This is a genomic window from Ruegeria sp. SCP10 (assembly GCF_040329495.1).
Classification (GTDB): domain Bacteria; phylum Pseudomonadota; class Alphaproteobacteria; order Rhodobacterales; family Rhodobacteraceae; genus Ruegeria.
The window spans coordinates 423,921-448,846 of record NZ_JBDZYF010000002.1 but is presented as its reverse complement, the minus strand read 5'-3'; the positions used below and the strand labels follow the sequence as shown (position 1 = coordinate 448,846).

General features: G+C 57.6%; 25 protein-coding genes. 12 read left to right on the top strand and 13 right to left on the bottom strand.

What is annotated here, in order from left to right; genetic code table 11:
• Positions 1-102 precede the first annotated feature (102 nt).
• From ABLN87_RS08605 to ABLN87_RS08595, 3 genes are all read left to right on the top strand, one after another.
• Positions 103-441: an STAS domain-containing protein gene (locus ABLN87_RS08605; protein WP_353009060.1), complete on the top strand. Its 339-nt coding sequence runs from the start codon at positions 103-105 to the stop codon at positions 439-441.
• Between the two features lie 19 nt (positions 442-460).
• Complete coding sequence (locus tag ABLN87_RS08600) at positions 461-910, top strand: ATP-binding protein (protein ID WP_353009059.1); 450 nt, start codon at positions 461-463, stop codon at positions 908-910.
• Positions 911-1,127: 217 nt separating this feature from the next.
• Positions 1,128-2,705, top strand: a complete 1,578-nt coding sequence (locus ABLN87_RS08595; protein ID WP_353009057.1) for a gamma-glutamyltransferase family protein — start codon at positions 1,128-1,130, stop codon at positions 2,703-2,705.
• Between the two features lie 34 nt (positions 2,706-2,739).
• On the opposite strand, the gene hspQ is transcribed toward ABLN87_RS08595, so the two are convergent.
• Positions 2,740-3,066 carry a heat shock protein HspQ gene (gene hspQ / locus ABLN87_RS08590; RefSeq protein ID WP_170533369.1) on the bottom strand — a complete coding sequence of 109 codons (327 nt, stop codon included), beginning with the start codon at positions 3,064-3,066 and terminating at the stop codon, positions 2,740-2,742.
• A gap of 80 nt (positions 3,067-3,146) precedes the next feature.
• Here hspQ and ABLN87_RS08585 point away from each other — a divergent pair, with 80 nt between their 5' ends.
• On the top strand, positions 3,147-4,028 hold the full coding sequence (locus ABLN87_RS08585; RefSeq protein WP_353009055.1) for an AEC family transporter: 882 nt from the start codon (positions 3,147-3,149) through the stop codon (positions 4,026-4,028).
• 61 nt (positions 4,029-4,089) lie between these two features.
• Positions 4,090-4,671, top strand: coding sequence for a lytic transglycosylase (locus tag ABLN87_RS08580; protein WP_353009053.1), 582 nt, complete (start codon positions 4,090-4,092; stop codon positions 4,669-4,671).
• Between the two features lie 37 nt (positions 4,672-4,708).
• Here ABLN87_RS08580 and ABLN87_RS08575 read toward each other — a convergent pair whose 3' ends face one another.
• The 4 genes from ABLN87_RS08575 to ABLN87_RS08560 form a co-directional block, all read right to left on the bottom strand.
• Positions 4,709-5,281: a LolA family protein gene (locus tag ABLN87_RS08575; protein ID WP_353009051.1), complete on the bottom strand. Its 573-nt coding sequence runs from the start codon at positions 5,279-5,281 to the stop codon at positions 4,709-4,711.
• 39 nt (positions 5,282-5,320) lie between these two features.
• The gene (locus ABLN87_RS08570) at positions 5,321-8,212 is read right to left on the bottom strand and encodes a DNA translocase FtsK 4TM domain-containing protein (protein ID WP_353009048.1); all 2,892 of its coding nucleotides are present in this window, start codon (positions 8,210-8,212) and stop codon (positions 5,321-5,323) included.
• A gap of 14 nt (positions 8,213-8,226) precedes the next feature.
• Positions 8,227-9,408, bottom strand: a complete 1,182-nt coding sequence (locus tag ABLN87_RS08565; RefSeq protein WP_353009047.1) for an aminotransferase class I/II-fold pyridoxal phosphate-dependent enzyme — start codon at positions 9,406-9,408, stop codon at positions 8,227-8,229.
• Positions 9,409-9,516: 108 nt separating this feature from the next.
• The gene (locus tag ABLN87_RS08560; RefSeq protein ID WP_353009045.1) at positions 9,517-10,845 is read right to left on the bottom strand and encodes an amidase; all 1,329 of its coding nucleotides are present in this window, start codon (positions 10,843-10,845) and stop codon (positions 9,517-9,519) included.
• A gap of 52 nt (positions 10,846-10,897) precedes the next feature.
• Here ABLN87_RS08560 and ABLN87_RS08555 point away from each other — a divergent pair, with 52 nt between their 5' ends.
• On the top strand, positions 10,898-12,160 hold the full coding sequence (locus ABLN87_RS08555) for an FAD-dependent monooxygenase (RefSeq protein ID WP_353009042.1): 1,263 nt from the start codon (positions 10,898-10,900) through the stop codon (positions 12,158-12,160).
• Here ABLN87_RS08555 and ABLN87_RS08550 read toward each other — a convergent pair.
• From ABLN87_RS08550 to ABLN87_RS08525, 6 genes are all read right to left on the bottom strand, one after another.
• A complete protein-coding gene (locus ABLN87_RS08550) occupies positions 12,157-12,342 on the bottom strand; it encodes a Trm112 family protein (RefSeq protein WP_353009039.1) in 186 nt (61 codons plus the stop codon). The genes ABLN87_RS08555 and ABLN87_RS08550 overlap by 4 nt on opposite strands.
• The gene (locus tag ABLN87_RS08545; protein ID WP_353009037.1) at positions 12,339-12,980 is read right to left on the bottom strand and encodes an LON peptidase substrate-binding domain-containing protein; all 642 of its coding nucleotides are present in this window, start codon (positions 12,978-12,980) and stop codon (positions 12,339-12,341) included. The genes ABLN87_RS08550 and ABLN87_RS08545 overlap by 4 nt, the downstream gene beginning before the upstream one ends.
• Before the next feature lie 27 nt (positions 12,981-13,007).
• Positions 13,008-13,925: a thioredoxin gene (gene trxA, locus ABLN87_RS08540; protein WP_353009035.1), complete on the bottom strand. Its 918-nt coding sequence runs from the start codon at positions 13,923-13,925 to the stop codon at positions 13,008-13,010.
• Between the two features lie 76 nt (positions 13,926-14,001).
• Complete coding sequence (locus ABLN87_RS08535; RefSeq protein ID WP_353009034.1) at positions 14,002-14,790, bottom strand: exodeoxyribonuclease III; 789 nt, start codon at positions 14,788-14,790, stop codon at positions 14,002-14,004.
• A 107-nt stretch (positions 14,791-14,897) separates the two neighbouring features.
• Positions 14,898-15,536, bottom strand: coding sequence for a hypothetical protein (locus tag ABLN87_RS08530; RefSeq protein WP_353009031.1), 639 nt, complete (start codon positions 15,534-15,536; stop codon positions 14,898-14,900).
• A 291-nt stretch (positions 15,537-15,827) separates the two neighbouring features.
• Positions 15,828-16,514, bottom strand: a complete 687-nt coding sequence (locus ABLN87_RS08525; RefSeq protein ID WP_170533404.1) for a response regulator transcription factor — start codon at positions 16,512-16,514, stop codon at positions 15,828-15,830.
• A gap of 160 nt (positions 16,515-16,674) precedes the next feature.
• Between ABLN87_RS08525 and ribA the strand changes: the two genes are divergently transcribed.
• Both ribA and ABLN87_RS08515 read left to right on the top strand, forming a co-directional pair.
• Positions 16,675-17,769, top strand: coding sequence for a GTP cyclohydrolase II (gene ribA, locus ABLN87_RS08520; RefSeq protein WP_353009030.1), 1,095 nt, complete (start codon positions 16,675-16,677; stop codon positions 17,767-17,769).
• A complete protein-coding gene (locus tag ABLN87_RS08515; RefSeq protein ID WP_353009029.1) occupies positions 17,766-18,266 on the top strand; it encodes a L,D-transpeptidase family protein in 501 nt (166 codons plus the stop codon). The genes ribA and ABLN87_RS08515 overlap by 4 nt, the downstream gene beginning before the upstream one ends.
• Here the strand turns inward: ABLN87_RS08515 and ABLN87_RS08510 are convergent.
• Positions 18,250-18,909 (bottom strand): YggS family pyridoxal phosphate-dependent enzyme, encoded by a 660-nt coding sequence (locus ABLN87_RS08510; RefSeq protein ID WP_353009027.1) that lies wholly within the window; start codon positions 18,907-18,909, stop codon positions 18,250-18,252. The genes ABLN87_RS08515 and ABLN87_RS08510 overlap by 17 nt on opposite strands.
• Positions 18,910-19,014: 105 nt before the next feature.
• Positions 19,015-19,995 (bottom strand): porin, encoded by a 981-nt coding sequence (locus tag ABLN87_RS08505; RefSeq protein WP_353009025.1) that lies wholly within the window; start codon positions 19,993-19,995, stop codon positions 19,015-19,017.
• A 282-nt stretch (positions 19,996-20,277) separates the two neighbouring features.
• Between ABLN87_RS08505 and ABLN87_RS08500 the strand changes: the two genes are divergently transcribed.
• From ABLN87_RS08500 to holA, 4 genes are all read left to right on the top strand, one after another.
• Positions 20,278-20,766 carry a DUF3576 domain-containing protein gene (locus ABLN87_RS08500; RefSeq protein ID WP_353009023.1) on the top strand — a complete coding sequence of 163 codons (489 nt, stop codon included), beginning with the start codon at positions 20,278-20,280 and terminating at the stop codon, positions 20,764-20,766.
• A 72-nt stretch (positions 20,767-20,838) separates the two neighbouring features.
• Entirely contained in the window at positions 20,839-23,391 is a 2,553-nt protein-coding gene (gene leuS / locus ABLN87_RS08495) for a leucine--tRNA ligase (RefSeq protein WP_353009022.1), read from the top strand.
• Positions 23,378-23,881 carry an LPS assembly lipoprotein LptE gene (gene lptE, locus ABLN87_RS08490; RefSeq protein WP_417750388.1) on the top strand — a complete coding sequence of 168 codons (504 nt, stop codon included), beginning with the start codon at positions 23,378-23,380 and terminating at the stop codon, positions 23,879-23,881. The genes leuS and lptE overlap by 14 nt, the downstream gene beginning before the upstream one ends.
• The gene (gene holA, locus ABLN87_RS08485; RefSeq protein WP_353009017.1) at positions 23,878-24,906 is read left to right on the top strand and encodes a DNA polymerase III subunit delta; all 1,029 of its coding nucleotides are present in this window, start codon (positions 23,878-23,880) and stop codon (positions 24,904-24,906) included. Before lptE ends, holA begins: the two co-directional genes overlap by 4 nt.
• Positions 24,907-24,926: the final 20 nt, after the last annotated feature.

The following is a 24,926-nucleotide window of genomic DNA, read 5'->3' as shown; positions in this document are numbered from 1 at the left end:
CCGGCTTTCCTTTGTTCGATTTCCGCACCCTGAATACCGAATGGTAAGATTTGCCGTCTAGCGTATTTCTACGACGTAGTTTTAGCGAAGAGGGCGGTCACAATGGGTCTGACCAGTAAAACGACCGGGGCCACTCAGGTCATAACAGTTGAATCTGACCGAATCGATGCTGCCATGGCCATCCAGTTCAAAGAGGATATGCGGCGCGAAACCGAAACGGAGTGCGACCGCGTCATACTAGATCTGACAGGGGTCGAATTCATCGACTCGAGCGGACTGGGTGCCATCGTTGCCTCGATGAAGCAGCTTGGGGACGGGCGCAGGCTGGATTTGTCAGGCCTGCAACCGGTTGTCGAAAAGGTCTTTCGCCTGACGCGCATGGACACAGTGTTCAAACTGTTCACCACTCTGGACGACGCTTTGGCAGAGACGTTGGACTGATCTGGCAGGAGTGGACTGCGTGACGCCGATACGGAACGAAACCTGCCTGGAGCTCAGCTTTCCCGCCACAGAGGTGGAAGCCAGCGCTGGGATTGCACAGCTCAGCGCTGGGCTATCGCAGCAGGGATTGCCTGATCATATGGCAGATGATGTTAAGATTGCCCTGGCCGAGGCAATCAATAACGTCGTTGAACATGCCTATGACGGGATAGCGCCCGCTAAGGTACAGGTAACCTGTCGGCTGGAACGCGACCGATTGGACATTTTGATCTCGGACACCGGGAACCCGATGCCCGGGTATCAATTGCCTGACGGGACCCCTGCCTCGGTCGAAACGGACCTACAGGATTTGCCTGAAGGCGGTTTTGGTTGGTTTTTGATCAATCAGTTGACCAGTGATATCTGCTATGAGCGACACCAGGGATGCAATCGCCTGTCCCTAAGGTTCGACTTTGAACGCCAGCCTTAAATGCAGACATAACGCCACAATAACGCCTTTTTCGAACCATTGTGGCGCCGCAAACAACCATCATAAAGTGACTCGTAGCTCAGATAGCTTCCCTCGGCGCCAAGTGTCACAGCCCCCACCCAGTGAACGGCGCCGAGGAACCTCCCTCACCTTGAAATCACTGGACAATCCCTCCCCTCACTTTACCTTCGCCACGGTTAGGAAGAGGAGAGAATTCATGCGCGATTTGCACCTGCCTGGACGGTCCGAGGTTCTGGCAACTGAGGGTATGTGCGCAACATCGCATCCTCTGGCGGCGAAGGCCGCGCTTGATATTCTGGCGCAAGGCGGTAACGCGATGGACGCCGCCATCGCCGGGGCGGTTCTGCTGGGCTTTTGCGAACCACAAATGACCGGGCTGGGCGGCGATTGCTTTGTCCTGTTCAATCGGGCGGGTGAGAACAAGGTTCGCGCACTGAACGGATCAGGCCGAGCCCCGGCCAGGGCGAATGCTGATGCATTGCGCGCGCGGTCGCTGACCGCGATCCCCCTGACCAGCGCCGATGCGGTAACAATTCCCGGCGCGATCGACGCGTTTTGCCATCTGTCTGAAACTGAAGGGCGGCTAGGTCTGGACGCAATTCTGCAACCCGCCATCCACTATGCCGAGTTGGGTGTTCCAGTCGCGCCACGCGTTGCATTCGACTGGAAAAGCGGTGCGGCAACCCTGCAAGGGGCTGCCAAACAGCACTATCTGATTGATGGACAGGTGCCCAAGATTGGTCAGGTTTTCCGATCCCCCGGTCAGGCCGAGGTGTTGCGCCGCCTCGCCAAAAACGGGCGCGAGGCCTTTTACACAGGTGAAATTGCGCAGGATATGCTGGCTGCCCTGTCTCAACTCGGAGGTGTCCACACTGCCGATGATTTTGAACGCACCGACTGCACGCCAACAGACCCGATGAGCGGCAGCTACGGCGGCATTGATCTGGTTGAACATCCACCGAACGGACAAGGCGCAACCGCCATCCTGCTGCTGAACATCCTGAAACACTTCGATTTGGTGCGCATGGATCCGTTTGGCGCAGAACGGGTTCATATCGAGGCGGAGGCCACCAAGCTAGCCTATGATGCCCGCAACCGTTTCATCGCCGATCCGGACCACACCGCGCGCGCGGAACAATTCCTCGACTCAGACGTAGCCGAACGCCTCGCTGCGCTGATTGATCCCAAACGCGCAATGGGGTCTCCCGCACCGCTGACCGAAGCCATTCACAAAGACACGGTTTACATCACAGTTGTTGATCGGGACCGGATGGCCGTGTCGCTGATCTATTCGATCTTTCACAGTTTCGGTTCAGGGATTGCCTCGGAGAAATACGGCATTCTGCTGCAAAACCGTGGGGCAGGCTTCACGCTTGAACGCGGTCATCCCAACGAACTGGGCGGTGGGAAACGCCCGATGCACACAATCATACCGGGCATGCTGACCGAGAAAGGGCGCATCATGATGCCGTTTGGCGTGATGGGCGGGGCCTATCAGCCAACGGGCCACGCCCGGTTTGTATCGAACCTGACGCATTTCAAACTTGGGCTACAAAACAGCATTGATGCCCCCCGCGCCTTTGCCGATGGGGGAGTTCTGAAACTGGAACGTGGATTCTCAGAGAAGGTCGCTCAACAATTGGCAGACATTGGCCACACTGTCACGATTCCAGAAACCCCGCTTGGCGGGGCTCAGGCTATTCGAATCCGCGAGGATGGTGTGTTGGAAGGCGCCAGCGATCCACGCAAGGATGGATGTGCACTCGGCTACTAGACACAGCCGCCTTGGACCCCTCGGGCCCAAAGGTTCAGTTCAGATGAAAGTGCAGCGGGTAGGACCCATCTTCGAAAGGACCAAACATATTGGGGATATCCGGATGCTCGACCGGCTCGCCCGATTGATCCTCGATCAGATTTTGTTCTGAAACATAAGCGACATAGAAAGATTGATCATTCTCGGCCAGCAGATGATAGAACGGTTGGTCCTTGATCGGCCGACTGTCTTCGGGGATGGCTTCGTACCATTCCTCGGTGTTCGAAAACTCTGGATCGACGTCAAAAATCACCCCTCGGAAGGGATGTTTTTTATGTCGAACAACCTGTCCCAGGCCGTATTTGGCGTGTGTCTTTAGCATTGTTTCAGCCCCCAAAGCAGTTACTACCTCTTTCCGGGCGGAAAAGCCAATCATTGATCTGAAATTCGGGGAAACAGTCTGTGAACCTTCTACTGACAGTGTTCGAAATCGTCGCGCCGGTCTTCATTCTGGCCGGGATCGGCTTTGCCTGGATCAAGTTGGGGTTCGAATATCGACTGCAATTCGTCACCCGATTTGCCATGACATTGGCGGTCCCCAGCCTGATCTTTGTCGCCCTTATGCAAACCGAGATACCCGGCGGTGACCTGTCGCGCTTTACCATCGCTACGATCGTCGCCAACCTTGTTCTGGCAGCTGTCTTCTGGGTCCTCGTTCGCATGCTGAAACTGGACCAGCGCACCTATCTGTCACCGCTGATTTTTGGCAATACCGGTAATCTGGGGTTGCCCTTGTGCATCTTCGCCTTTGGTCAGGCAGGTCTGGGATATGCTGTGATTTTCCTGTCGGTGACGGCTTTGTTTTCCTTCACCTACGGTATCTATTTGGTTGCCGGAAAAGGCGCGCATGGTCAGGTGATCCGACAACCCATGGTCTGGGCCACGATTCTCGGCGCACTGTTTTTGTGGCGCGGGTGGGAGACTCCGGTTTTTTTGACCAACACGTTGGATTTGCTGGGGCAAATGGCTGTGCCGTTGATGCTGGTCACTGTTGGTGTCGCTATTGCCCGGCTCACAACGCGTAGTCTGGGTCGCGCAGTCTGGCTGTCCCTTCTGAAAGTCGCTGTCTGCTTTGCGCTGGGTTGGTTTGTTGCTGTTGCATTCGATCTTGAAGCGATCGCCTTTGGTGTGCTGGTCCTGCAGATGTGTACTCCGGTCGCGGTCACATCTTATCTGTTGGCCGAACGGTTTGAAGCGGATGCAGATGCGGTGGCCGGGATGGTTATGGTGTCAACGTTGGTGTCCGTTGCAACACTGCCACTTGTTTTGGCGCTTGTGCTCTAGCGATTGTGATTCCATCCACGCTCAATCTGCGCTAGAATGCCCGAAAAAAGGCATGAGGCACATGAGCAGATTTCTTTTCGTACTCCTTGGGGTGCTGCTTTTGGCATCCTGTGGGGGTGGTTCTAAGCAACCGCCCAGCAGATTGAATGACGCGTGCAGTATTGCGCGCGAAAAGCCCGACTATATCCGGGCCTTCCAAAAAACCGAGCGTAAATGGGGTGTTCCCGTTCATGTTCAGATGGCCACAATCTATCAGGAAAGCCGCTATCGCCACGATGCGCGTACGCCGCACCGCTATGTTCTGGGTGTCATCCCGATGGGCCGTCAAAGCAGCGCCTATGGCTATGGTCAAGCCCTGGATGGCACGTGGGAGCAGTACCAGCGTGAAACCGGCCAGCGCCGCGCCAAGCGAGATCGGATCGGCGATGCATCGGACTTTATTGGTTGGTACATGAACAAAAGCTACGAGCGGAATGGCATCCACCCCTCCGACACGCGTAACCAGTACCTAGCCTATCACGAAGGGCACACGGGGTATGCGCGTGGCAGCTACAATCGCAAATCCTGGTTGCTTGGCGTAGCCAGCGACGTGGATGCGCGCGCTGATATGTACCAGTCACAGCTGGCAAACTGCCGATATTAAGCGTGATGGGGTCAGCGGTTTTGCTGACCCTTATTCGCTATTTGTCTGAAAAGAGATCCTGGTCAAAGGTACCGCCCTTGTTCAGCGGGCCCAGCAGCACCGTGGTTTGGGTGCCTGCATTGTCGTGGATCACCCATTTCCGCAGCTCAACAGGATTGTCGGTAAACATCAGCTCGATCCGGCCTGAGTCTGGGTTCTTGGGATCCTGCGCCGTGACAACCGTTGCCGTACCGTCAAACTCGTGCCCAACCACCATATTAGCCTGCCCCAGGTTGACGTTCCGTGCCAGAACCAGAGACAGCGGTGTGCGCTTGAGCGGATATTGCTCGGGCGGTTGGTTCGATTTGGGATCGAAGATCAGAACACTGCCCGTCCGCGCCAGAACAACAGCGCTGTCCGGCGGATCATATTCGAACCGCATCTTGCCCGGTCTTTGAATCCAAAGCTGGCCGGTGCTCAGCGAGCCATCGTCATTGACCTGGGTAAAGCTCGTCTGAACCGTTTTCATTTGGTTCAGGTAGTTCGAAATCTCTGACAATGGCAGTTTGTCCGCCGCCCAGGCCGCAGGCGCGGCCAATGTCAGTGCAAGGGCAAAAGCAATCTGTTTCATAAGGTTCAGATAAGCCTTTTGCCCTTGTTATTAAATATCCTACTGCTCGGGGACGAGGATTTCCCGCTTACCGACGTGATTTGCCGCCGAAACAACGCCTTCGTCCTCCATCTGCTCAACCAGCCGGGCGGCTTTGTTGTAACCGATGGCAAGTTTCCGCTGGATGTATGAGGTCGAGCATTTGCGATCCTTGATCACAATTGCCACCGCTTGGTCATACAACGCATCTTCGCCGTTGGTGTTGCCACCAGTGTTCAGCCCCAAAACGGCGTCTATGTTGTCGGCCTTTTCTTCGGCCGGTCCATCGACGACGCCGCTCATGTAATCCGGCGGGCCGAATTGCTTCAGGTGGTTTACGATTTCCTCGACCTCTTCATCCGAGACAAACGGTCCGTGGCAACGGGTGATCTTGGCGCCACCCGCCATATAGAGCATGTCACCCTGCCCCAGCAGTTGCTCGGCGCCCATCTCACCCAGAATGGTGCGGCTATCGACCTTCGAAGTTACCTGGAACGAAATCCGCGTCGGGAAGTTTGCCTTGATCGTACCGGTGATCACGTCGACCGAGGGGCGCTGCGTGGCCATAATCAGGTGAATACCCGAAGCCCGCGCCATCTGCGCCAGACGCTGGATGCAGGCCTCGATCTCTTTGCCGGCGACCATCATCAGATCGGCCATCTCATCAACGATGACCACTATATAGGGCATCGCCTCGGGCGCGAATTCTTCAGTCTCGAACATCGGTTCGCCGGTTTCATCGTCAAACCCGGTCTGGACTGTGCGCGAGAACATCTCACCCTTGGACAGCGCATCCTTCACGCGCCCATTATAGCCCGCGATGTTACGCACGCCCATTTTGGACATCTTGCGATACCGATCCTCCATCTCGCCCACGACCCATTTCAGGGCGACAACCGCTTTTTTCGGGTCGGTCACCACGGGGGACAACAGATGCGGGATGCCGTCATATACGGACAGTTCCAGCATTTTGGGGTCGATCATGATCAGGCGGCATTCATCCGGGCTCAGCTTGTACAACAGCGACAGGATCATCGTGTTGATCGCCACCGATTTACCCGAACCCGTGGTCCCGGCGATCAGCAGGTGAGGCATCTTCGCAAGGTTCGCCACGACAGACTCACCGCCAATATCCTTGCCCAGCGCCAGTGGCAGTGCATGGTTACCGTCACCAAAATCACGGCTGGCAAGGATCTCGCGCAACACCACCATCTCACGATTTTCGTTAGGTAGTTCGATCCCAATGACCGAGCGGCCCGGCAGAGTCGAAACCCGCGCCGACAAGGCAGACATCGAGCGTGCGATATCGTCGGCCAAACCAATCACACGGCTGGCTTTAAGGCCCGGCGCTGGTTCCAGTTCGTACATGGTGACCACGGGACCGGGGCGGACGCTGACGATCTCACCTTTGACGCCATAATCGTCCAGCACGTTTTCCAGCATCCGCGCATTTTCCTCCAGCGCTTCGTCGCTCAGGTGGTGGCGCTGAATGGTGGATGGGTTGGACAACAGGCCCAAGGGGGGCAATTCGAAATCTGAATGCCGCTCCTCAAAGGACAATGTCGGCTGCGCCTCGGCCTGCGCACGGCGTGATGGCTGCGGCGTGCGACGCACGGGCTGGGCAACCACCGGCTTGCGCGGTTCAGCCACCGGGATTTTCATCGCAGGACGCGCCTGCGGTTCAGATGCATGCATATCTTCGAACACGGTATCGTCGTCTTCAAGTTCCGGCTCAGCCGCAAAATCCTGATGCAGCGGTTCTTGCCACTCTGTCGTGGCATCGGCGCTCAGCGTCGGCTCGGGTGGCAGATCGGTCCAGCTCATCGGCGGTTCGGGCGGCAGTTCCGCCGCAGCACCTGTATTCAGGATCAGGGGATCCGGCCCTCGGCCCCGGCCTTTGGTCAACGGCAGGTTCGGATCGGGCTCAGGCGTCATTTCGCCGGTCGCCACCTTGCGATTACGTACCGCTGCCGAGATCTTCGAGCGGATGCGATCTTCGCCCGGCATTTCGTCAAAACCTTCGACCGGCATCGCTTCGATCAATTCCGGTTCAGGCATCGGATCAGGGCGGCGGATCAAGGCTGGCATACGGGCCAGCAGGCCAGTTTTGGGGGCAGGTTCGTCCGCTTCCTCTTCCAGCTCTTCAAAGACGGGATCACCAAAAGCAACCGCATCCTGCAAGACAGGCTCAACCCGCGCTGCTCGGTGCTCTTTCCACTGCGCGCGACGATCCCGAGCCGCTTGCGCCGTGGCCGAAGCTCCACGACCCAGCAGGGTCATCAGCATGTCATAGGACACCACCAAGCCCAGCAGGAAGGCCCTAAACCCGCGCTGTACATCACTTCTGGTGAAGCCCAGGACGAAGACACCCAGCGCAAGCATGCCAAGCGCCATAACCAATGACATCAGTTTGACAACAAAAGCCGACGAGATCGGGAGAATCAGCAGGATAAAGCCCAGCACAGTATCACCACCCAAGCCGCCCAGGCCGTAGCTGTGGGTCGCGCGCCAGGCCTCTCCGGGCACCAGCGTTGCTGCGTAGACGGCCAGAACTGCGATCCAGATAGGTGCAAAGATCAGCCGGGCAATGGCGCGATCCTCACCGAAATGACCGGCGAACCGCACGCCCCATACGATCAATGCCAGGGCAAAGCCCCAGCTACCCCAGCCCACAACCATAAAGGAAAACGCTGCAATCCAGGCACCGACCCGGCCCATCCAGTTCTGCACCGGCGCATCGGTCGAAACCATCCAGTTCGGGTCCTCTGGCGTATAGGACCAGATCATCGCCGCTGCAGCCAGACCCAGCAGGATCAGTGCAATACCGATCAGTTCTTTGCTGCGTCGCTCGATGGCGGCCTGTGTGGTGCTGTCCAGCAGTGGATCGCGGTTGCGCGCGTTCAATGATGCCATTTTGCCCTCGTACCTCACGAATAGATACAGTCGCGGAGCGTGATCAGCCCGCGCTGCAACTCTGTTTTTGGGGCCACCATAGCGGCCCGAATAAAATGCTCGCCCGGGTTTTGCCCCGGGTCGCCCTGAGAAAGATATGCGCCTGGCAGGACCCGTACTCCGGTCTCTTGCCACAGCTTCAATGCGGTCTCTTCACCGTTTTCGACCGGCAACCACAGGAAAAATCCGGCCTCAGGCGGCATATAGCCTTGCACATTGGCAAAGACCTGATCCGCAAGATAGTATTTTTCCTGATAGAGCGCGCGGTTTTCGACTACATGCGTCTCATCCGCCCAAACCCGCGCGGCAGCGGCTTGCAGAGGCAAAGGCAACGGCGCACCGGCGTAGTTGCGTAATTGTTTGACGCGCCTGATGGTTTCCGGCCCACCCGCGATTAGGCCGGACCGCAGACCAGCCAGATTTGAACGTTTCGACAAGGAGTTGAACAGGGTGATCCGTTCGGGATCAGCGCCCATCTCTTGCGCGACGGTCAGAACGCCAGTGGGGGCCTCATCCCGGTAAATCTCGGAATAGCATTCATCCGCAAAGATGCGGAAATCGTATTTCTCGGCCAACGCAATCAGCTCGGCCCAGTAGTCACGTGATGCCACTGCGCCCTGTGGATTGGCCGGAGAACAGATGTAGGCAATCGCCGTTCGGTTCAGCACGTCCTCGGGAAGCCCGGCATAATCGGGCAGATGGCCCGTAGCCGCAGTCGCAGGCACAAAGACAGGCTCGGCCGCAACCGAGATCGAGGCGACCATGTAGACCTGATAAAACGGGTTCGGGCACAGAACGACCGGCTTTTGCCCATTCTTCTGCTCGGGGCACAGGGCCATCGCGGCGTTATACAGCCCCTCACGCGTGCCGTTCAGGGCCATCACATTGGTGTCGGGGTCCATACTCACGCCATAGCGGCGCTTGATCCAGTCGGTGATCGCACCGCGCAGCTCGGGCGAGCCTTCGTTGGGCGGATAACCCAGAAACCCTGCCGCGTTCTCAGTGATGACATCTGTCACCCAAGCAGGGAAATCATGCATCGGCGCGCCGATGGTCATGTGAATGACATCTCCGCCCGGCTGGTGATGATCCAACAAGGTGCGCAGACGCGGGAATGCATATTCCGGTAGGTTCGAAAACCGCTCGGGAAAATTCATAACTACTGCCTCAAGATCGGGATCGTTTTCGCCCCGTTTTTTGACAGATTACAGATCACACCCCACCCCGTCCAGACAAAGAGACGTCGAATCAGGGGATTGTGGTATTCAGGCCAATGCAGATTCGGCGGCTGATCCCAGCCGCAGCAGGGCCTCTTCCGACCCTGGATAGCCCAGCATCATCAACCCGCACCCGGGTGTTCCGGTCGGCAGGGTCAGGGCGGCCAGCCCCATCAGGTTGCCAATGCGGGTGTTGCGCAGGGCCAGCAGATTCTCGGTTACATAGTAATCGTGGTCGCTCATCAACCGGTCCAGATTGGGCGGCAAAATGGGCGCTGTGGGGGCTAGGACCGCGTCGAATTCGGCGGTGGCCGCATCCCATGCAGCCCGACAAGCTTTCAGCTTGGACCAAGCCGCGACATAGTCCGGCCCGGAATGGGCCTGTCCCATGCGGAATCGTTCGAGTATCTCGGGATACATCGCATCGGGATTGGCTTCGATCACGTCTTTCCACAGGCCGTAGGCTTCGGTGGTATAAAGCACTCCCGACAGACCCATCGCATCGTTCAACTCGGGCACCTCAAGCGGAACAATCTCGGCTCCTGCATCGGCCAGGCGTTGTAACGCCCCCTCATAAGCTTTGCGCGGTTCATCCCTTAGGTCATCTTTGGCCACGTTTTGAAGATCAGCAAAGCGGCGTCCAACCAGTGAGGCACCGCGCAGATCAGCGGGCGCGCCGCCCTCGAGCAAGGCCAGCATATGCGTTGCATCCTCGACCGACCGCGCCAGTGGACCGACAGTGTCGAAGCGCAAGCACAATGGCACAGTCCCTTCCAGGCTGACCCGCCCCGCGGTGGTTTTCAGCCCCACCAGATTGTTCCACGCCGACGGAATGCGAACAGACCCGCCGGTATCCGATCCGATCCCGCAGGCCGCCAACCCCCAGGCCACCGAGGCCGCTGCACCCGAAGATGAGCCGCCCGGCACAGCCTCTTCATCATCAACGCAAGGCGGAGTGCCAGTGATCGGGTTCAGACCAAGCCCGGAAAACGCAAGCTCACTCATATGGGTTTTGCCCAGACAAACCGTGCCCATCGCGGTTGCGTTCCGCACAACCACGGCGTCTGCTTCGGGCACACGGCCTTTCAACAGGGCGGATCCCGCCTCGGTCCCAATACCGGCGGTATCGAACAGATCCTTCCAACTGATCGGAACGCCATCCAACAGCGACCGGCGCAAACCCAAAGCGGCGCGGTCCTTTGCAGCCTTCGCCTCGGCCCGTGCGCGATCATGGGTGACGCGCGCATAGATACGATCACGATGCGGATGGGCGTCAATGGCGGCTAGGTAGGTTTCGGTCAGCTCGACCGGGTCGATCTGCCCCATGCCAATACCTCGACCCAGATCACAGGCTGTTATCGTCAACCATTCCTGCATCACCGCGCTCCTTCTTTTTTGGCTGAACCGGACGGTAGCGACAGGACCGCACATGGACAATCCCGAAAGGGCGCGCATAGTGCAGGGCATGACACGAGGCTCTGACATTCTGATCGTTGGCGGAGGGCTAAATGGCCCCGCCTTGGCCCTGGCACTGGCTCAGACCGGTCATTTGGTCACGGTGATTGATGCACTGGCCGAAAAGACACGTAAGAATGCGGGTTTTGACGGGCGGTCCTATGCTTTGGCGCTGGCCTCTCAGCGGTTGCTGGATGCAATCGGGATATGGGATCGGGTTGCTGAACACGCTCAGCCAATGCTTGAAATCAAGGTCACCGATGGGCATGCGGGCTTAGGCCCGTCGCCCTTTTTCATGCATTTCGACCACGCCGAAATCGAAGAAGGCCCGATGGGCTACATGGTCGAGGATCGCCACCTGCGCCGCGCGTTTCTGGACGCGATGGCCAAGGACGAACGCATCACCCTGATCAACGGCAAAACCGTTGTAGCGCAGGAAACGGGTACGAGCGGGGCCGTTCTGACACTGGATGACGGCACCACGATCGAAGGGCAGTTGCTGGTCGGCTGTGATGGTCGCCGCAGCGGTACGGCGGCGCGGGCAGGGATCAAGCGCACCGGATGGGACTATGGCCAAACCGCACTGGTTTGCGCGATTGAACATGAGTTGCCGCATCACGGCATCGCGCATCAGTTCTTCATGCCCCCAGGCCCCCTGGCCATTCTACCGCTAACCGGCAACCGCAGTTCGATTGTCTGGAGCGAACGGACAGAGACCGCGCATCAAATCAACGCCTTACCTGAGGCTGAGTATCTACAGGCACTGCGCCCAAGGTTCGGCGACTTCCTTGGCGATATACGCCTGCAGGGCGACCGATTCACCTATCCGCTGAACCTGACCATCGCCAATTCTTTCATCGCCGATCATCTGGCTTTGGTTGGAGACGCCGCACATGGGATGCACCCGATTGCCGGGCAGGGTCTGAACGCCGGTCTGCGTGACGTGGGCGCGCTGGCCGAAGTGCTGACACTGGCCGGGCGGCGGGGTGAAGAGATCGGCTCAACCCTAGTGCTGCAGCGGTATCAGGAATGGCGGCGGTTCGATACCGCCTCACTCGCCATGGCGACGGATGTGTTCAACAGGCTGTTTTCGAACGACAATCCGCTGCTTCGGCTTGGACGGGATATCGGGATGGGGATCGTTGGCTCACTGCCCGGATTACGCCGCGGTTTCGTACGCGAAGCGGCAGGGCTGACCGGGGACCTGCCAAAGCTTCTACAAGGGCGCGCGATTTAATCCAGCGGACGCGCCTCATCGACCAACATCACAGGAATGCCATTTCGGATCGGAAAGGCCAGCCCTGCGGCTTTGGACACCAGCTCCTGTTTTTCGGAATCATAATGCAAGGTGGTCTGTGTCTGAGGGCAAACAAGCGCCTCAAGCATATGGCGGTCAAAGGCGTTCGCGGAATCGCTCATTGCAAAGTTTCCTCATTTGATCCGCCGCGCATGGCGAATTCAATCAATGTCACCAATGTCTCGCGTCGGGTCCGCAGGCAAGGGGCCTCAAGCAGGGCTTGTTTGTCTTCCGGATCGAAATCCATCAGCATCGACAGAGAATTCACCAAAAGCTCATCATCCGCATCCTTGAGCGAATCCCAATCGGTCGATAACTGACGGGAGTCAAAAAACCGCTCCAGCAAGGTTAGGAACCGGGTTCGGTCGAACCTTTCATCCTTCTCGGATTTCCCAAGATCGCGGTCAAACCCCTCCCAAGAAACTTCACAGCGTCGATAGGGCGTGAACCCATCAAGCTCCGATTTGATGCGGAACCGGGACACCCCGGTCAGGGTGATCAGATAGCGCCCGTCTTCTGTTTCGGAGAACTGGGTAACTCGCCCCGCGCATCCAATCCGATGCAGCTTTTTCTCATCATTCAGAGACGGGTTTGGCTGAACCATTGCGATCAGCCGTTCCTTGGTCTTCAGCGCATCGTCCAACATCTGCAGGTAACGCGGCTCAAAGATATGCAGCGGCAGGCGAGATCGGGGCAGCAACAGCGCCCCGGGCAATGGAAAAACGGACACCGTTTCCGGCAGGTCAGCGGGATGCATCATGTATCCGAGTGTAGCTCTGATCGGGAATTAGGCAAATATCATCGAGCTGAGCTTGCGTCGCCCGTTCAGAACAATGGGATCATTGGGCTTGAGCGCATCGAAGATCGTGAACAGCTGAGCCTTAGCCGCACCGTCATTCCACTCACGATCCCGGCGGAACAGTTCCAGCAATTGCGCAACGGCGTCTTCGACATCCCCGTTGGCGTGCAGAGCTTGCGCCAGATCGAAACGCGCCTGATGGTTGTCAGGCTCGGCCTCGACTGTTGCCATCAGTTCAGCTACCGGCCCGGCATCCGCGGCCTGTTTCGCCAGTTCCAGCTGCGCATGGGCCGCCTCCAATTCGGGCGCGCTGGAGATTTCGGCAGGGGCTCCGTTCAGGATTGCCTCGGCCTGTTCCAGATCGTCGGATGCAATATGAGCACGCACCAACCCACCGTAGGCTGCCGCATGGTTGGGGTCTTCGCCCAGAATCGCCGAAAAGGTCTGCGCTGCATCAACAGCCGCGCCTTCGGCCAACATCTCTTCGGCAGCCTGTACGGCATCCTCTAACTGACCACCCGGGCTTTCGCCACCTGCGGCCTCGATCACACGGTCGACGAAGGCCTTGATCTCGGACCCCGCAACAGCGCCCTGAAACCCATCAACCGGCTGGCCTTTGAAGAACGCATAGACGGTTGGGATCGACTGAATGCGCATTTGCGATGCGATCATCTGTGCCTCATCCACGTTGATCTTAACCATCTTCACCGCGCCCTTGGCAGCGGTCACGGCCTCTTCCAGCAAGGGCCCAAGCGTCTTGCACGGGCCGCACCATGGGGCCCAGAAATCCACGATCACTGGGGTTTCCTGCGACGCCTCGATCACATCGGCCATAAACGTCGCCTCAGATCCATCCTTGATCAGATCGGTGGCGGCGGTGCTGTCTGAGCTGTTCAGAAGGTCCATGGCAAATACTCTTTCGTTCAAACTTGCGCCCTATATGCAACCGCTTGGCACAGAAACCAAGGGCCGAGTTGCACAGTTACAGATCGAAGCTGGCAAAGACCGGTGCGTGATCGCTGGGTTTCTCCCACCCGCGCGCGTCGCGCAGAATGCGGCTGGAATGGCCAGCGTTCGAAATATCCGGCGTGGCCCAGACGTGATCCAGCCGTCGCCCTTTATCTGCCGCATCCCAATCCCGCGCGCGGTAAGACCACCAACTATAAAGCTGCCCTTCGGAGATATCCTGACGGGTGATATCGACCCAACCGCCTGCATCCTGCGTCTCGCCCAGTTGCTCGACCTCGATCGGGGTATGAGAGACAACCTTGAGCAACTGTTTGTGCGACCAGACATCATCTTCGCGCGGGGCAATGTTCAGATCGCCGACCAGAATCGATTTCTCGGGTTTTTCCGCGTGGAACCAATCGCGCATGTCGGTGAGGTAGTCGAGCTTTTGCCCGAACTTCTCATTCACCTCCCGATCAGGCACATCCCCGCCCGCCGGGACATAGAAGTTGTGGATCGTCACCCCGTTCTCCAACCGCCCCGCGATGTGGCGGGCATGGCCAAGACCGGCAAAATCCTTATCGCCCACTTCCTCCATCGGCAGGCGCGACAGGATGGCAACACCGTTATAACCCTTCTGCCCACGCGCAACCATGTGGGTATAGCCCAGTTCCGCAAAGCCTTGGGTCGGGATCTTTTCAACCGGAGATTTACATTCCTGCAAACATAGCACATCCGGAGCCTCTTCCTGCAGCAATTTCAGCACGATAGGCTCACGCAAACGGACCGAGTTGATGTTCCAGGTGGCAAGGGTGAAGGGCATGGGTTGGGATTCCTCTATCGCGATTGGGCGAAGGTTAACGCGGTGCGAGATGGGGTTCCATGGAAAAACGAACCTGAACTGATTGCCACCTTTCAGTTACGCCCTGGTCAGAGTTGGAAGTGCACATGGTCGTCGTGGCGTGCAGCACGGCACCCCTGAAAGCGAATCTTCGAATGAGCAACGCCCAATCGAGTGACCAGATGTGGCTCCACAAAGATCTTTTGCACGCGATCATCGCGAGATAGGATTTCCAGCACGGCCCTCAATCGATCATCGTCCAGGTCATAATCATGCCAGAATGGCTGCAAAACATCCAAATTCCATCTTAAGGTTGGCCAACTGGCTCCGCAGTTTGACGGACCGTTTTCGAAAGCGAAGTACCCTATGGGTGAACGCGTTGCACCGGCCAGGTATCCTGCCGCATCAGAATAATAGAATGCAAGATCTGCCTTTTTGCCATCATCATGTGACAAATGTGGCAGCAATGGGAAACCGTTCCAGAAAGGGAAATTCGCATCCAGAACCAGAGTTTTGGTGCCGGGATAGACGCGGTCCATTTCCTCCGCTGTTTCAGTCAGCACATGCGCCAACTCGGGCGTGACATAGTGCCTGTTCAAAGCACAATAGAAATAGCTCTGTATTTGCAGAGGACCTTTGTCGAAGCAACTCAACGGAACACGACCGAACTGGGGCGCGACAACATGGGCCGCAATCGAAAGCCCCGCGTAGAATACGAGAAACGACATCAAGCGTCTTTTGAAGAGAAGGGCCGCAATCCATGCCACCCCCCCGATCTGCGTGAGCAGGGTTAGAAGAACAACAATTGCGATATGAAGAAACACCCGAAACATTCGCAATAGCTGGCACTCCTTTTCGTTCACCTCAATGGCGAAGTTATATGTAAACAAAAAAAGCCGGGCCATCAGGCCCGGCAGTCCAACAGGGAGGTACATGTCATAACCCGGACATGCGCGGGATGGGAGTAACCTAATTATGAGTGCAGAGTATCACTTTGATCCAAATCAATCCATAGGCGATCAAGACACTAATCGATATCCGCCCGATTCTGTGACCAAAAGGCGCGCATTGGACGGATCGGGCTCGATTTTTTGACGCAGGCGATAGATGTGCGTTTCCAGCGTGTGAGTCGTGACACCCGCGTTATATCCCCAGACCTCATGCAACAGCACATCGCGTGCGACAACCCCATCGGTCGAGCGGTACAGGAACTTGAGGATATTGGTCTCTTTCTCAGTCAGACGGATTTTCCGGTCTTCCTCGGTGATCAGCATCTTCATGGCTGGCTTAAACGTATACGGCCCCAGCACAAACACCGCGTCCTCAGATTGCTCATGCTGTCGCAGCTGTGCGCGGATACGGGCCAGCAGAACCGGGAATTTGAAGGGTTTCGAGACATAGTCGTTAGCGCCAGCATCCAGACCTAGTATGGTGTCAGCGTCGCTGTCATGGCCGGTCAGCATCAGGATCGGGCTTTTGACGCCCTGTTTGCGCATCAGGCGGCACAGCTCTCGCCCATCGGTATCAGGTAGACCAACATCCAGAATGACCAGATCGTAGATCGCCTCGCGGGCCCGCTCCATTGCTGATGCACCGTCCGAGGCTTCGAAGACGTCAAAGTCCTCGGTCATCACCAGTTGCTCACTGAGCGCTTCGCGCAGGTCTTCGTCGTCATCCACCAGCAGGATTTTCTTGAGCTGAGCCATCTGCGGTCCTCCTAAGCCTTTTCCATCACTTGCGTTTGGAATATGCAATCAGCAAGCTTTGCTGCAATCGTCTCACGCCTTCGTGTCGGACGCAGCGGAAATGTTTCACTTTTTCGGGTGAAACCGATAGTAATTCGCCGGATATTGTAAGGTATCATCGATGAGTCTTAGCCCTGATATGACCGAATTGCTGGCCCGCGCACGGGCCGATTTGCGCATGGGCGTGCCGGTGGCACTGACCGATGATAGCGGGTTTTGCGTGTTGGCCGCATCGACCGAGACGCTCAGCCCCCAACGGCTGGCCGATTTGCGCAAGCTTGGCGGCACGCCTGTTGTTGCGATCACCGGGCGGCGTGCCGAGACGCTGAAGGCGCGCGCCTATGACGGCGATCTGGCGCGGGTTCTTGTTCCTGCGGACGCAGATATCAGTTGGGTGCAAGCCGTTGCCGACCCATCGGACGACCTCAACGCGCCGATGAAAGGCCCGCTGATGACCGAGCGGCAGGGCAGCGCCAATCTGCATCGCATTGCCATCGCTCTGGCCAAATCGGCGCGTCTGTTGCCCGCTGCGGTGGTCGTTTCTGTCGAAAACGGCCGGTCCTTCGCGGCTGAGCGCGGGCTGACTTGCATCGATCACGCGCGCGCCGCGCCGCATTTGGCAGAACGCAGCGCTTTGCACGAAATCGTCGCCGCGCGCCTGCCGATGGAGGTGTCCGAAGCCGGGCGGTTGCATGTTTTCCGTCCTGAAGACGGGGGCGAAGAACATTACGCCGTCGAAATTGGACGCCCGGATCGCAGCAAGCCGGTCCTTGCCCGCCTGCATTCAGCCTGCTTCACGGGTGACCTGATGGGCAGCCTTAAATGTGATTGTGGGCCTCAACTACGTGGAGCTCTGGCGCAAATGGGGGATGAAGGCGCGGGCGTATTGCTCTACCTGAATCAGGAAGGTCGCGGGATTGGGCTGGCCAACAAGATGCGCGCCTATTTCCTTCAGGATCAGGGGTTTGACACGGTTGAAGCCAATCACCGATTGGGCTTTGAGGATGACGAGCGCGATTTCCGGCTGGGCTCGGACATCCTGAAATCGCTGGGTTTCAGCTCGGTTCGACTGTTGACAAACAACCCTGCCAAGATCGCTATGATGGAAAAAACCGGCATCGCTGTAACCGAGCGAGTCCCGCTGAAGGTCGGTGAAACTGCACATAACCGAGGCTATCTGGCCACCAAGGCCGCGAAGTCCGGGCATCTGCTGTGACACCTGGTGATCTGGTCCTAACCCCGCGCGGGGCCCGGTTCATGGGGCGCGTGTTTCCCTGTTCCATCGGGAAAGGAGGGCTCAGCAACGCAAAGCGCGAAGGCGACGGCGCGACGCCAACCGGAACCCATCGAATCGTAGGAATGCTTTATCGCCCTGATCGCATCTCACCGCCTGCCGGATGGGCCCAGCCCATTGGCCCTTGGGATCTGTGGTCAGATGATATGTCGGATGATAAATATAACTCTTTGGTCACAGCACCTTATGAGTGTAGTCATGAGAGACTGCGCCGCGCGGATCCGCTGTATGATCTGGTTTTGATCACCAACTGGAACTGGCCCAATGCGGTGCCGGGTTCCGGGTCAGCCATTTTTATTCATCAATGGCGCAGGCCCGGGTATCCGACTGAAGGGTGCATTGCCTTTCGGCGTGATCACCTGCACTGGATTGCCCGCCATATCATACCCGGCACGCGTTTGATCATCCCTGAGGTTTGACGCGCTCGCCGAAGATGGCCGAACCAACGCGTATGTGGGTGGCACCTAGTGCGATGGCCTGTTCAAAATCACCGCTCATCCCCATCGACAGGCCCGTCAAACCATTTCGCTTTGCGATTTTGGCCAGAAGAGCAAAATGTAGTGCGGGTTCTTCTTCGATTGGCGGAATACACATCAGGCCTTGGATAGGTAGATCAAGCGCACGGCATTCGGCTACAAAACTATCCGCCTCTAACGGCAAAATCCCCGCCTTTTGCTCTTCTTCACCTGTATTGACTTGAATGAAAAGCGCGGGGCAGCTTCCGATCTCTTGTGCCAGTCGGGCCAGGGTCTTGGCCAGCTTCGGGCGATCAACCGAATGGATGGCGTTGCATAACTCCATCGCCTGACGTGCCTTGTTGGTTTGCAGCGGGCCGATGAGGTGCAGATCAATTCCTTCGAATTGTTCCTTGAACATCGGCCACTTGCCCGCCGCCTCCTGCACCCGGTTCTCACCGAAGCAACGATGGCCCTGCTCCAGTACAGCCTGCACCCGCTCATTCGGCTGCACCTTGGAAACAGCGATCAGCTTGACCGACCCCGGATCGCGCCCAGCTTTGGCTTCGGCACTGGCGATGCGGGTGGTGATGTCTTGCAGCGACATAGTGTTCCTTGAATCTGCTTTCTGAGGCGACAGAACACCATGTGACGGCAAAAGAAAAGGGCGGGTCCGAAAACCCGCCCTAATACCTTGTGGTTTCAGATCAACTTAGAAGTTGAACTGAGCACCGAAGTCGGCACGGGTTGTACCGTCTGCGCTACCAACTTTGGAGCGACCGATACCACCGCGCAGCGATGCACCACCGCCCAGATCATAGATCGCGCCGATACCGTACTGCTGGGTGTCACCATCTGCCGAACCGTCACCGTAAGCGGCGGTCAGGGTCAGAGCGGAACCAACGTTGTAGGCCGCCGAAATACCATAGTTGGTGCCATCGGTTTCTTCACCAGCGTCGTTAAGCGGCGTGTCGCTATCGCGACCAACGAACAACGTACCCGAGAAATCACCGAATTCTGCACCCAGGGTCAGCACAACCAGGCTTGGATCATCAGCACCGGCAGGACCGTCGGTTTGACCGTAGGCCAATGCGGCGGTGATGTTGTTAAAGGTGTAGGTCGCGCTGATGTCCCACTGGTCAGCACCGCCCAAAGCAGTGTTGCCGTTGTTTGTGGTGTTCTGGTCATAAGACGCGCCAAACGCAAAGTCACCAACCGCATACTGGAAGAACACGGCGTTGGCACCGGAGCCGGTCGAGCTGTAGGCTAGGAATTCATAGTCAACACCGGAATACTGACCGATGAAGTTTTCCAGGCCAGGCTCGTTACCGTAGTAGTTTGCCAGGTTGTCGAACGCGCCAGCTACGTTGCCCGCGTCAACACGCAGACCGCCGAAGATGACCGAGAAGCGGGCACCGTTCAAACCAGCAGACCCTGCTTCACCAGTGCTAGCATCGTCATCAGCCTGCAGGCGAACGCGGCCCTCGAAGCGGACGCCACCGTCAGTTTCAGTGATGCCGTCGATGTTCAGACGGAAGCGAGAAACCAATGCGGTATCGCTTACATTGTCGTTGGTCGAACGATCTTCGATATAACCAATACCAAAGCGACCATAGCCGCTGAACTTAACTTCAGCTGCTGCAACGCCTGCGGTCGCGATCAGCGCCGTCGTTGCAAAGAGAACTTTTTTCATCTTGTTTCCCTCGGTTTCAAAGATTTATCTACTCGACACATGCCTAGCACATGTCTCAGCACGGACATCGTTTCGCTCTTTTTGCCCCCTTTACGCAAGCTTGGCCTAATCAACGCGCTGTCATTGGCAAAATATTGGTGCAAGGATGCCACAGTCATCTCCTCGCCCCGCCGCGCAGCGGCACCCTCAATAAATACTAAAGAATAGGGTTGTTGCACACAGGGACCTTAGTTAGGAGTATCCCCTGACAATGACAGCGAGTGAAAACAGGACCTGCTTACGATGCGTGTGCCTACGATTTTGGGTTTGATTGCAACAATTGCCGCCGTTTCGGCCTGCGGCCCGAATCGAGGCGCGGCGCCTAACCCGGCTTATAGCAACACCGACAGCAGCCGGTCGTCCGAGCGCGAGCTGAACGATCCTGAGCGCACATCGATCTGGGATGTGTTTGATCGCGGCACCGCCGAGCAGACGACCAATGTGAACCGCTATCTTTGGTCTGCTTCTCTGGATGTTCTCAGCTTTCTGCCGGTTCAGGAGGTTGATCCCTTCACCGGCGTGATCGTGACGGGATATGGCACCCCTCCGGGTGGAGGACGCTCCTATCGGGCGACCGTACATATCAGCGACCCGGCCCTTGCTGCGCGGTCTTTGTCGGTCGCCTTGCAAAGCAGCGGCGGCGCGCCTGTCAGCGATGCGACCGCGCGCGCGGTCGAGGATGCGATCCTATCCCGCGCCCGTCAGCTGCGCATTGCAGACAGTAAGTTCTAGCAACCCGACGAAATACACTCTAATACCACGCCGGGTTCTGACCCGGCGTTTTCATTCACGAAGGACCGCATGATGTCGCGCTATTCGGCCAACGAAATCGAAGCAAAATGGCAAGAGGCCTGGGACAAGGCCGGGATTTTCACGGCAAGCAGCAAGGCAGACAAGCCGAAATACTATGTGCTTGAGATGTTTCCTTACCCGTCCGGGCGCATTCACATGGGTCATGTGCGCAACTATACGATGGGCGATGTGATCGCACGGCACAAGCTGGCAACCGGCCATAACGTATTGCATCCAATGGGTTGGGACGCATTCGGGATGCCTGCCGAAAACGCGGCAATGGCAATCGGCGGCCACCCGAAAGATTGGACATACAGCAACATCGCCGACATGCGCGGGCAGATGAAACCTCTGGGCCTGTCCATCGACTGGTCCCGAGAATTCGCCACCTGTGACCCCGAATACTACGGTCAGCAGCAGGCCTTATTCTTGGATATGCTTGAAGCCGGGCTGGTCTATCGCAAGAACGCCGTCGTGAACTGGGACCCGGTCGACATGACCGTTTTGGCCAATGAACAGGTGGAAAACGGGCGCGGCTGGCGTTCGGGCGCATTGGTGGAACGGCGAGAGCTGACCCAGTGGTTCTTCAAGATCAGTGACTATTCCGAAGAATTGCTTGAAGCGCTGGATACCCTCGATAACTGGCCCGCCAAGGTCCGCCTGATGCAGGAAAACTGGATCGGCAAGTCGCGCGGCATCGAAATCCCGTTTGAGCGCACGGATGGCGGTGAGCCCATCATTTGCTACTCGACCCGTCCAGATACGCTGCGTGGTGCAAGTTTCATTGCAGTCTCGCCGGAGCATCCTTTGTCGCGCCAACTGGCAGAAAACAGCCCCGAAGCTGCTGAATTCATCACAGAATGCCGCAAGATGGACACCACCGAAGCGGCCATGGAAAAGGCCGAGAAAAAGGGCATCGATACCGGTATCTCAGTGCGTCATCCCGTCTGGCCGGATCAGGAACTTCCGGTTTGGATCGGCAACTTTGTCATGATGGACTATGGCACGGGCGCGGTTTACGCCTGTCCAGCGCACGACCAGCGTGACTTGGATTTTGCCCGCAAGTACCAGCTTCCCGTTGTGCCTGCGTTCCATATGCCAGGTGATGAATCCGAGATCGAAACCGAGGCGCTGGTGCCCCAGAAATCCGAGAAAGTCGTCTATATTGAACACTTTGCCGGTCTGGGCGAAACCACCAGCCAGGACGGGATCGACAAAACAATCGACTGGTTCGAACAGCAGAATTTGGGCAAAGCGCAAGTCAAGTACCGCCTGCGTGACTGGGGCCTCAGCCGTCAACGCTATTGGGGCTGCCCGATTCCCGTGGTTCATTGCGAGAAATGCGGCACAGTTCCCGAGAAGAAAGAGAACCTGCCGATCGAACTGCCTTATGATGATGGCAACGGCAAACCCATCGACTTTTCGATCCCCGGCAACCCGCTGGACCGCCACCCCAACTGGCGCGACACCCCGTGCCCTGCCTGCGGCGCTCCAGCCAAGCGCGAAACCGACACGATGGACACGTTTGTCGATTCGTCCTGGTACTATGCCCGTTTCACAGCCCCGCATGCCGAAACGCCCACAGATTTGGCCGAGGCCGAGTACTGGATGAATGTCGACCAATATATTGGCGGGATTGAGCATGCGATTCTGCATCTGCTCTATTCCCGTTTCTTTGCGCGGGCGATGCAGATCACTGGACATCTGCCGAAAAAGGCTATTGAGCCGTTCGATGCGCTGTTCACTCAAGGCATGGTGACGCACGAAATTTACCAGACCCGCGACGCCAAAGGTCGTCCGGTCTATCACCTGCCTGAAGATGTGACTGACGGGAAACTGGCTGACGGCACCGAGGTCGAGATCATCCCCTCGGCCAAAATGTCGAAATCCAAGAAGAACGTGGTGGACCCGGTCAGCATTATCTCAGCCTTTGGCGCGGACACTGCGCGCTGGTTTGTTCTGTCCGATTCTCCGCCTGAACGGGACGTGGAATGGACCGCATCCGGGGCCGAGGCCGCCTTTAAGCACCTCAGCCGCGTGCACCGCATTGCGTCTGAGATCGCAGCGTCGGATATCCCGGCTAATGACGAGGATGTGACCCTTCTGCGCGAAATGCACAAAGCGATCCATGATGTGTCTGGCGGCGTCGAATCCTTTGGCTTCAACGCCTCTATCGCTAAGCTTTATGCGTTCACCAATACGCTTGCCAAATCCAAAGCAGGGTCAGATGCGAAGCGCCAGGCAGCGAAGATATTGGCGCAGTTGATGTCGCCGATGACGCCGCACCTGTCCGAGGAGCTCTGGCAACTGTTGGGAGGTGAAGGGCTGGTAGCAACTGCCTCATGGCCAGAGGCGGATGAGGCGATGCTGGTGGATGATACCGTTACCTTGCCCATTCAAATCAACGGCAAGCGCCGCGCGGAAATCAGCGTTCCGAAGGATATGCCCAAGGACGAGGTTGAAAAAATCGCGCTTAGCACCGAAGCTGTCGAAAAGGCGCTGGATGGTGCCGCACCGAAGAAAATCATCGTTGTTCCGGGTCGGATCGTGAATGTCGTCGTTTGATCGCAGAAAAGTTCTACTGATGCCACTGGCAGCGTGCCTTGCCGGGTCTGCCTGCGGATTTGAACCTGTTTACGCCCCAGGTGGGTCTGGTTCCGAGCTGTTTGGCCGGGTCGAACTGTCGGCCCCGAATACGGTTGATAGTTTTCTTCTGGTTGAAAACCTTGAACAAAAACTGGGCCGCAGCGCCACATCCGGCAAGGACTACAAGCTGAACGTCCAGGTTGCGACTGACATTCAAGCCGCCGCGATCACGACAACCAACGAAACCAACCGCTATACCATCAACGGCCGGGCAGAGTTTTCGCTTCGATCCAACGAAACAGGTCAGATCATGGCGTCTGGCACCGTGACCGATTTTGTAGGGTATTCAGCTGCAGGTTCGACCGTTTCCACACTGGCGGATGAGCGAGACGCGAAACGGCGACTGATGTCGATTCTGTCGGATCAGATCGTCAATCGCCTTTATGCCACGCCGGACCTGACCGCATGAAGCTGAGCCCGCGCGAGGCGGATGGCTATTTTGCCAAGCCCGATGCGGACAAAACCGGGCTGCTGATCTACGGTGCCGATGCCATGCGGGTGGCGCTGAAGCGCCAGCAGGTACTGGCGGCCCTGCTTGGGGCAAATGCCGAAGAGGAAATGCGTCTGACCCGGATGCCGGGCAGCGACCTGCGCGGCGATCCTGCGCTGTTGCTGGATGCGGTCAAGGCAGTGGGCTTCTTTCCGGGCCCACGCGCGGTATTTGTGGAAGAGACCACCGATACCGCCGCGCCGTCGATTTTGGCGGCGCTTGAAGATTGGGTGCCCGGTGATGCGCAGATCATCGTTACCGCAGGTCAGCTGAAACCCAACTCGAAAATCCGCAAGGCCTTTGAGGCGCATCCGCAGGCCTACGCGGTTGGCATCTACGATGATCCCCCTTCACGAGCCGAGGTCGAGCGGGTTCTGAACCAAGCCGGACTACGCAACATCCCGCGCGATCAGATGTCAGCACTCAGCGAACTGGCCGTCAGCCTCAGCCCAGGTGACTTCGCCCAAACAATTGAAAAGCTGTCACTTTACAAACGCGGCGATGATACCGAGCTGAGCATGGATGACATAGAAGCCTGCGCGCCCCGCTCGACCGAGGCGGCGTTGGATGATGTCCTGAACGTTGTTGCCGAAGGACGCGCCGGAGAAATCGGGCCGCTGATCCGGCGGTTGCAGGCACAAGGCACCAATGGGGTAACGCTGTGCATCGGTGCGACCCGGCATTTTCGAACACTTTATGCCTGCGCCTCGGATCCTGGCGGCGCGGCGCAAGGCATCGGCAAGCTGCGGCCTCCGGTCTATGGCAAACGGCGCGACCGCATTCTGCGTCAGGCGCAGGGATGGGGCGCGCCAAAACTACAAACGGCACTGACGGTGCTGACAGATACCGACCTGTCCCTGCGATCTGCCGGCCAAACCGCCCCCGCGATGGCATTGGTCGAACGCGCAATGATCCGATTGGCGATGCTGGCGCGGTCGCGCTGACCCCGCGTATGTCTTGACGT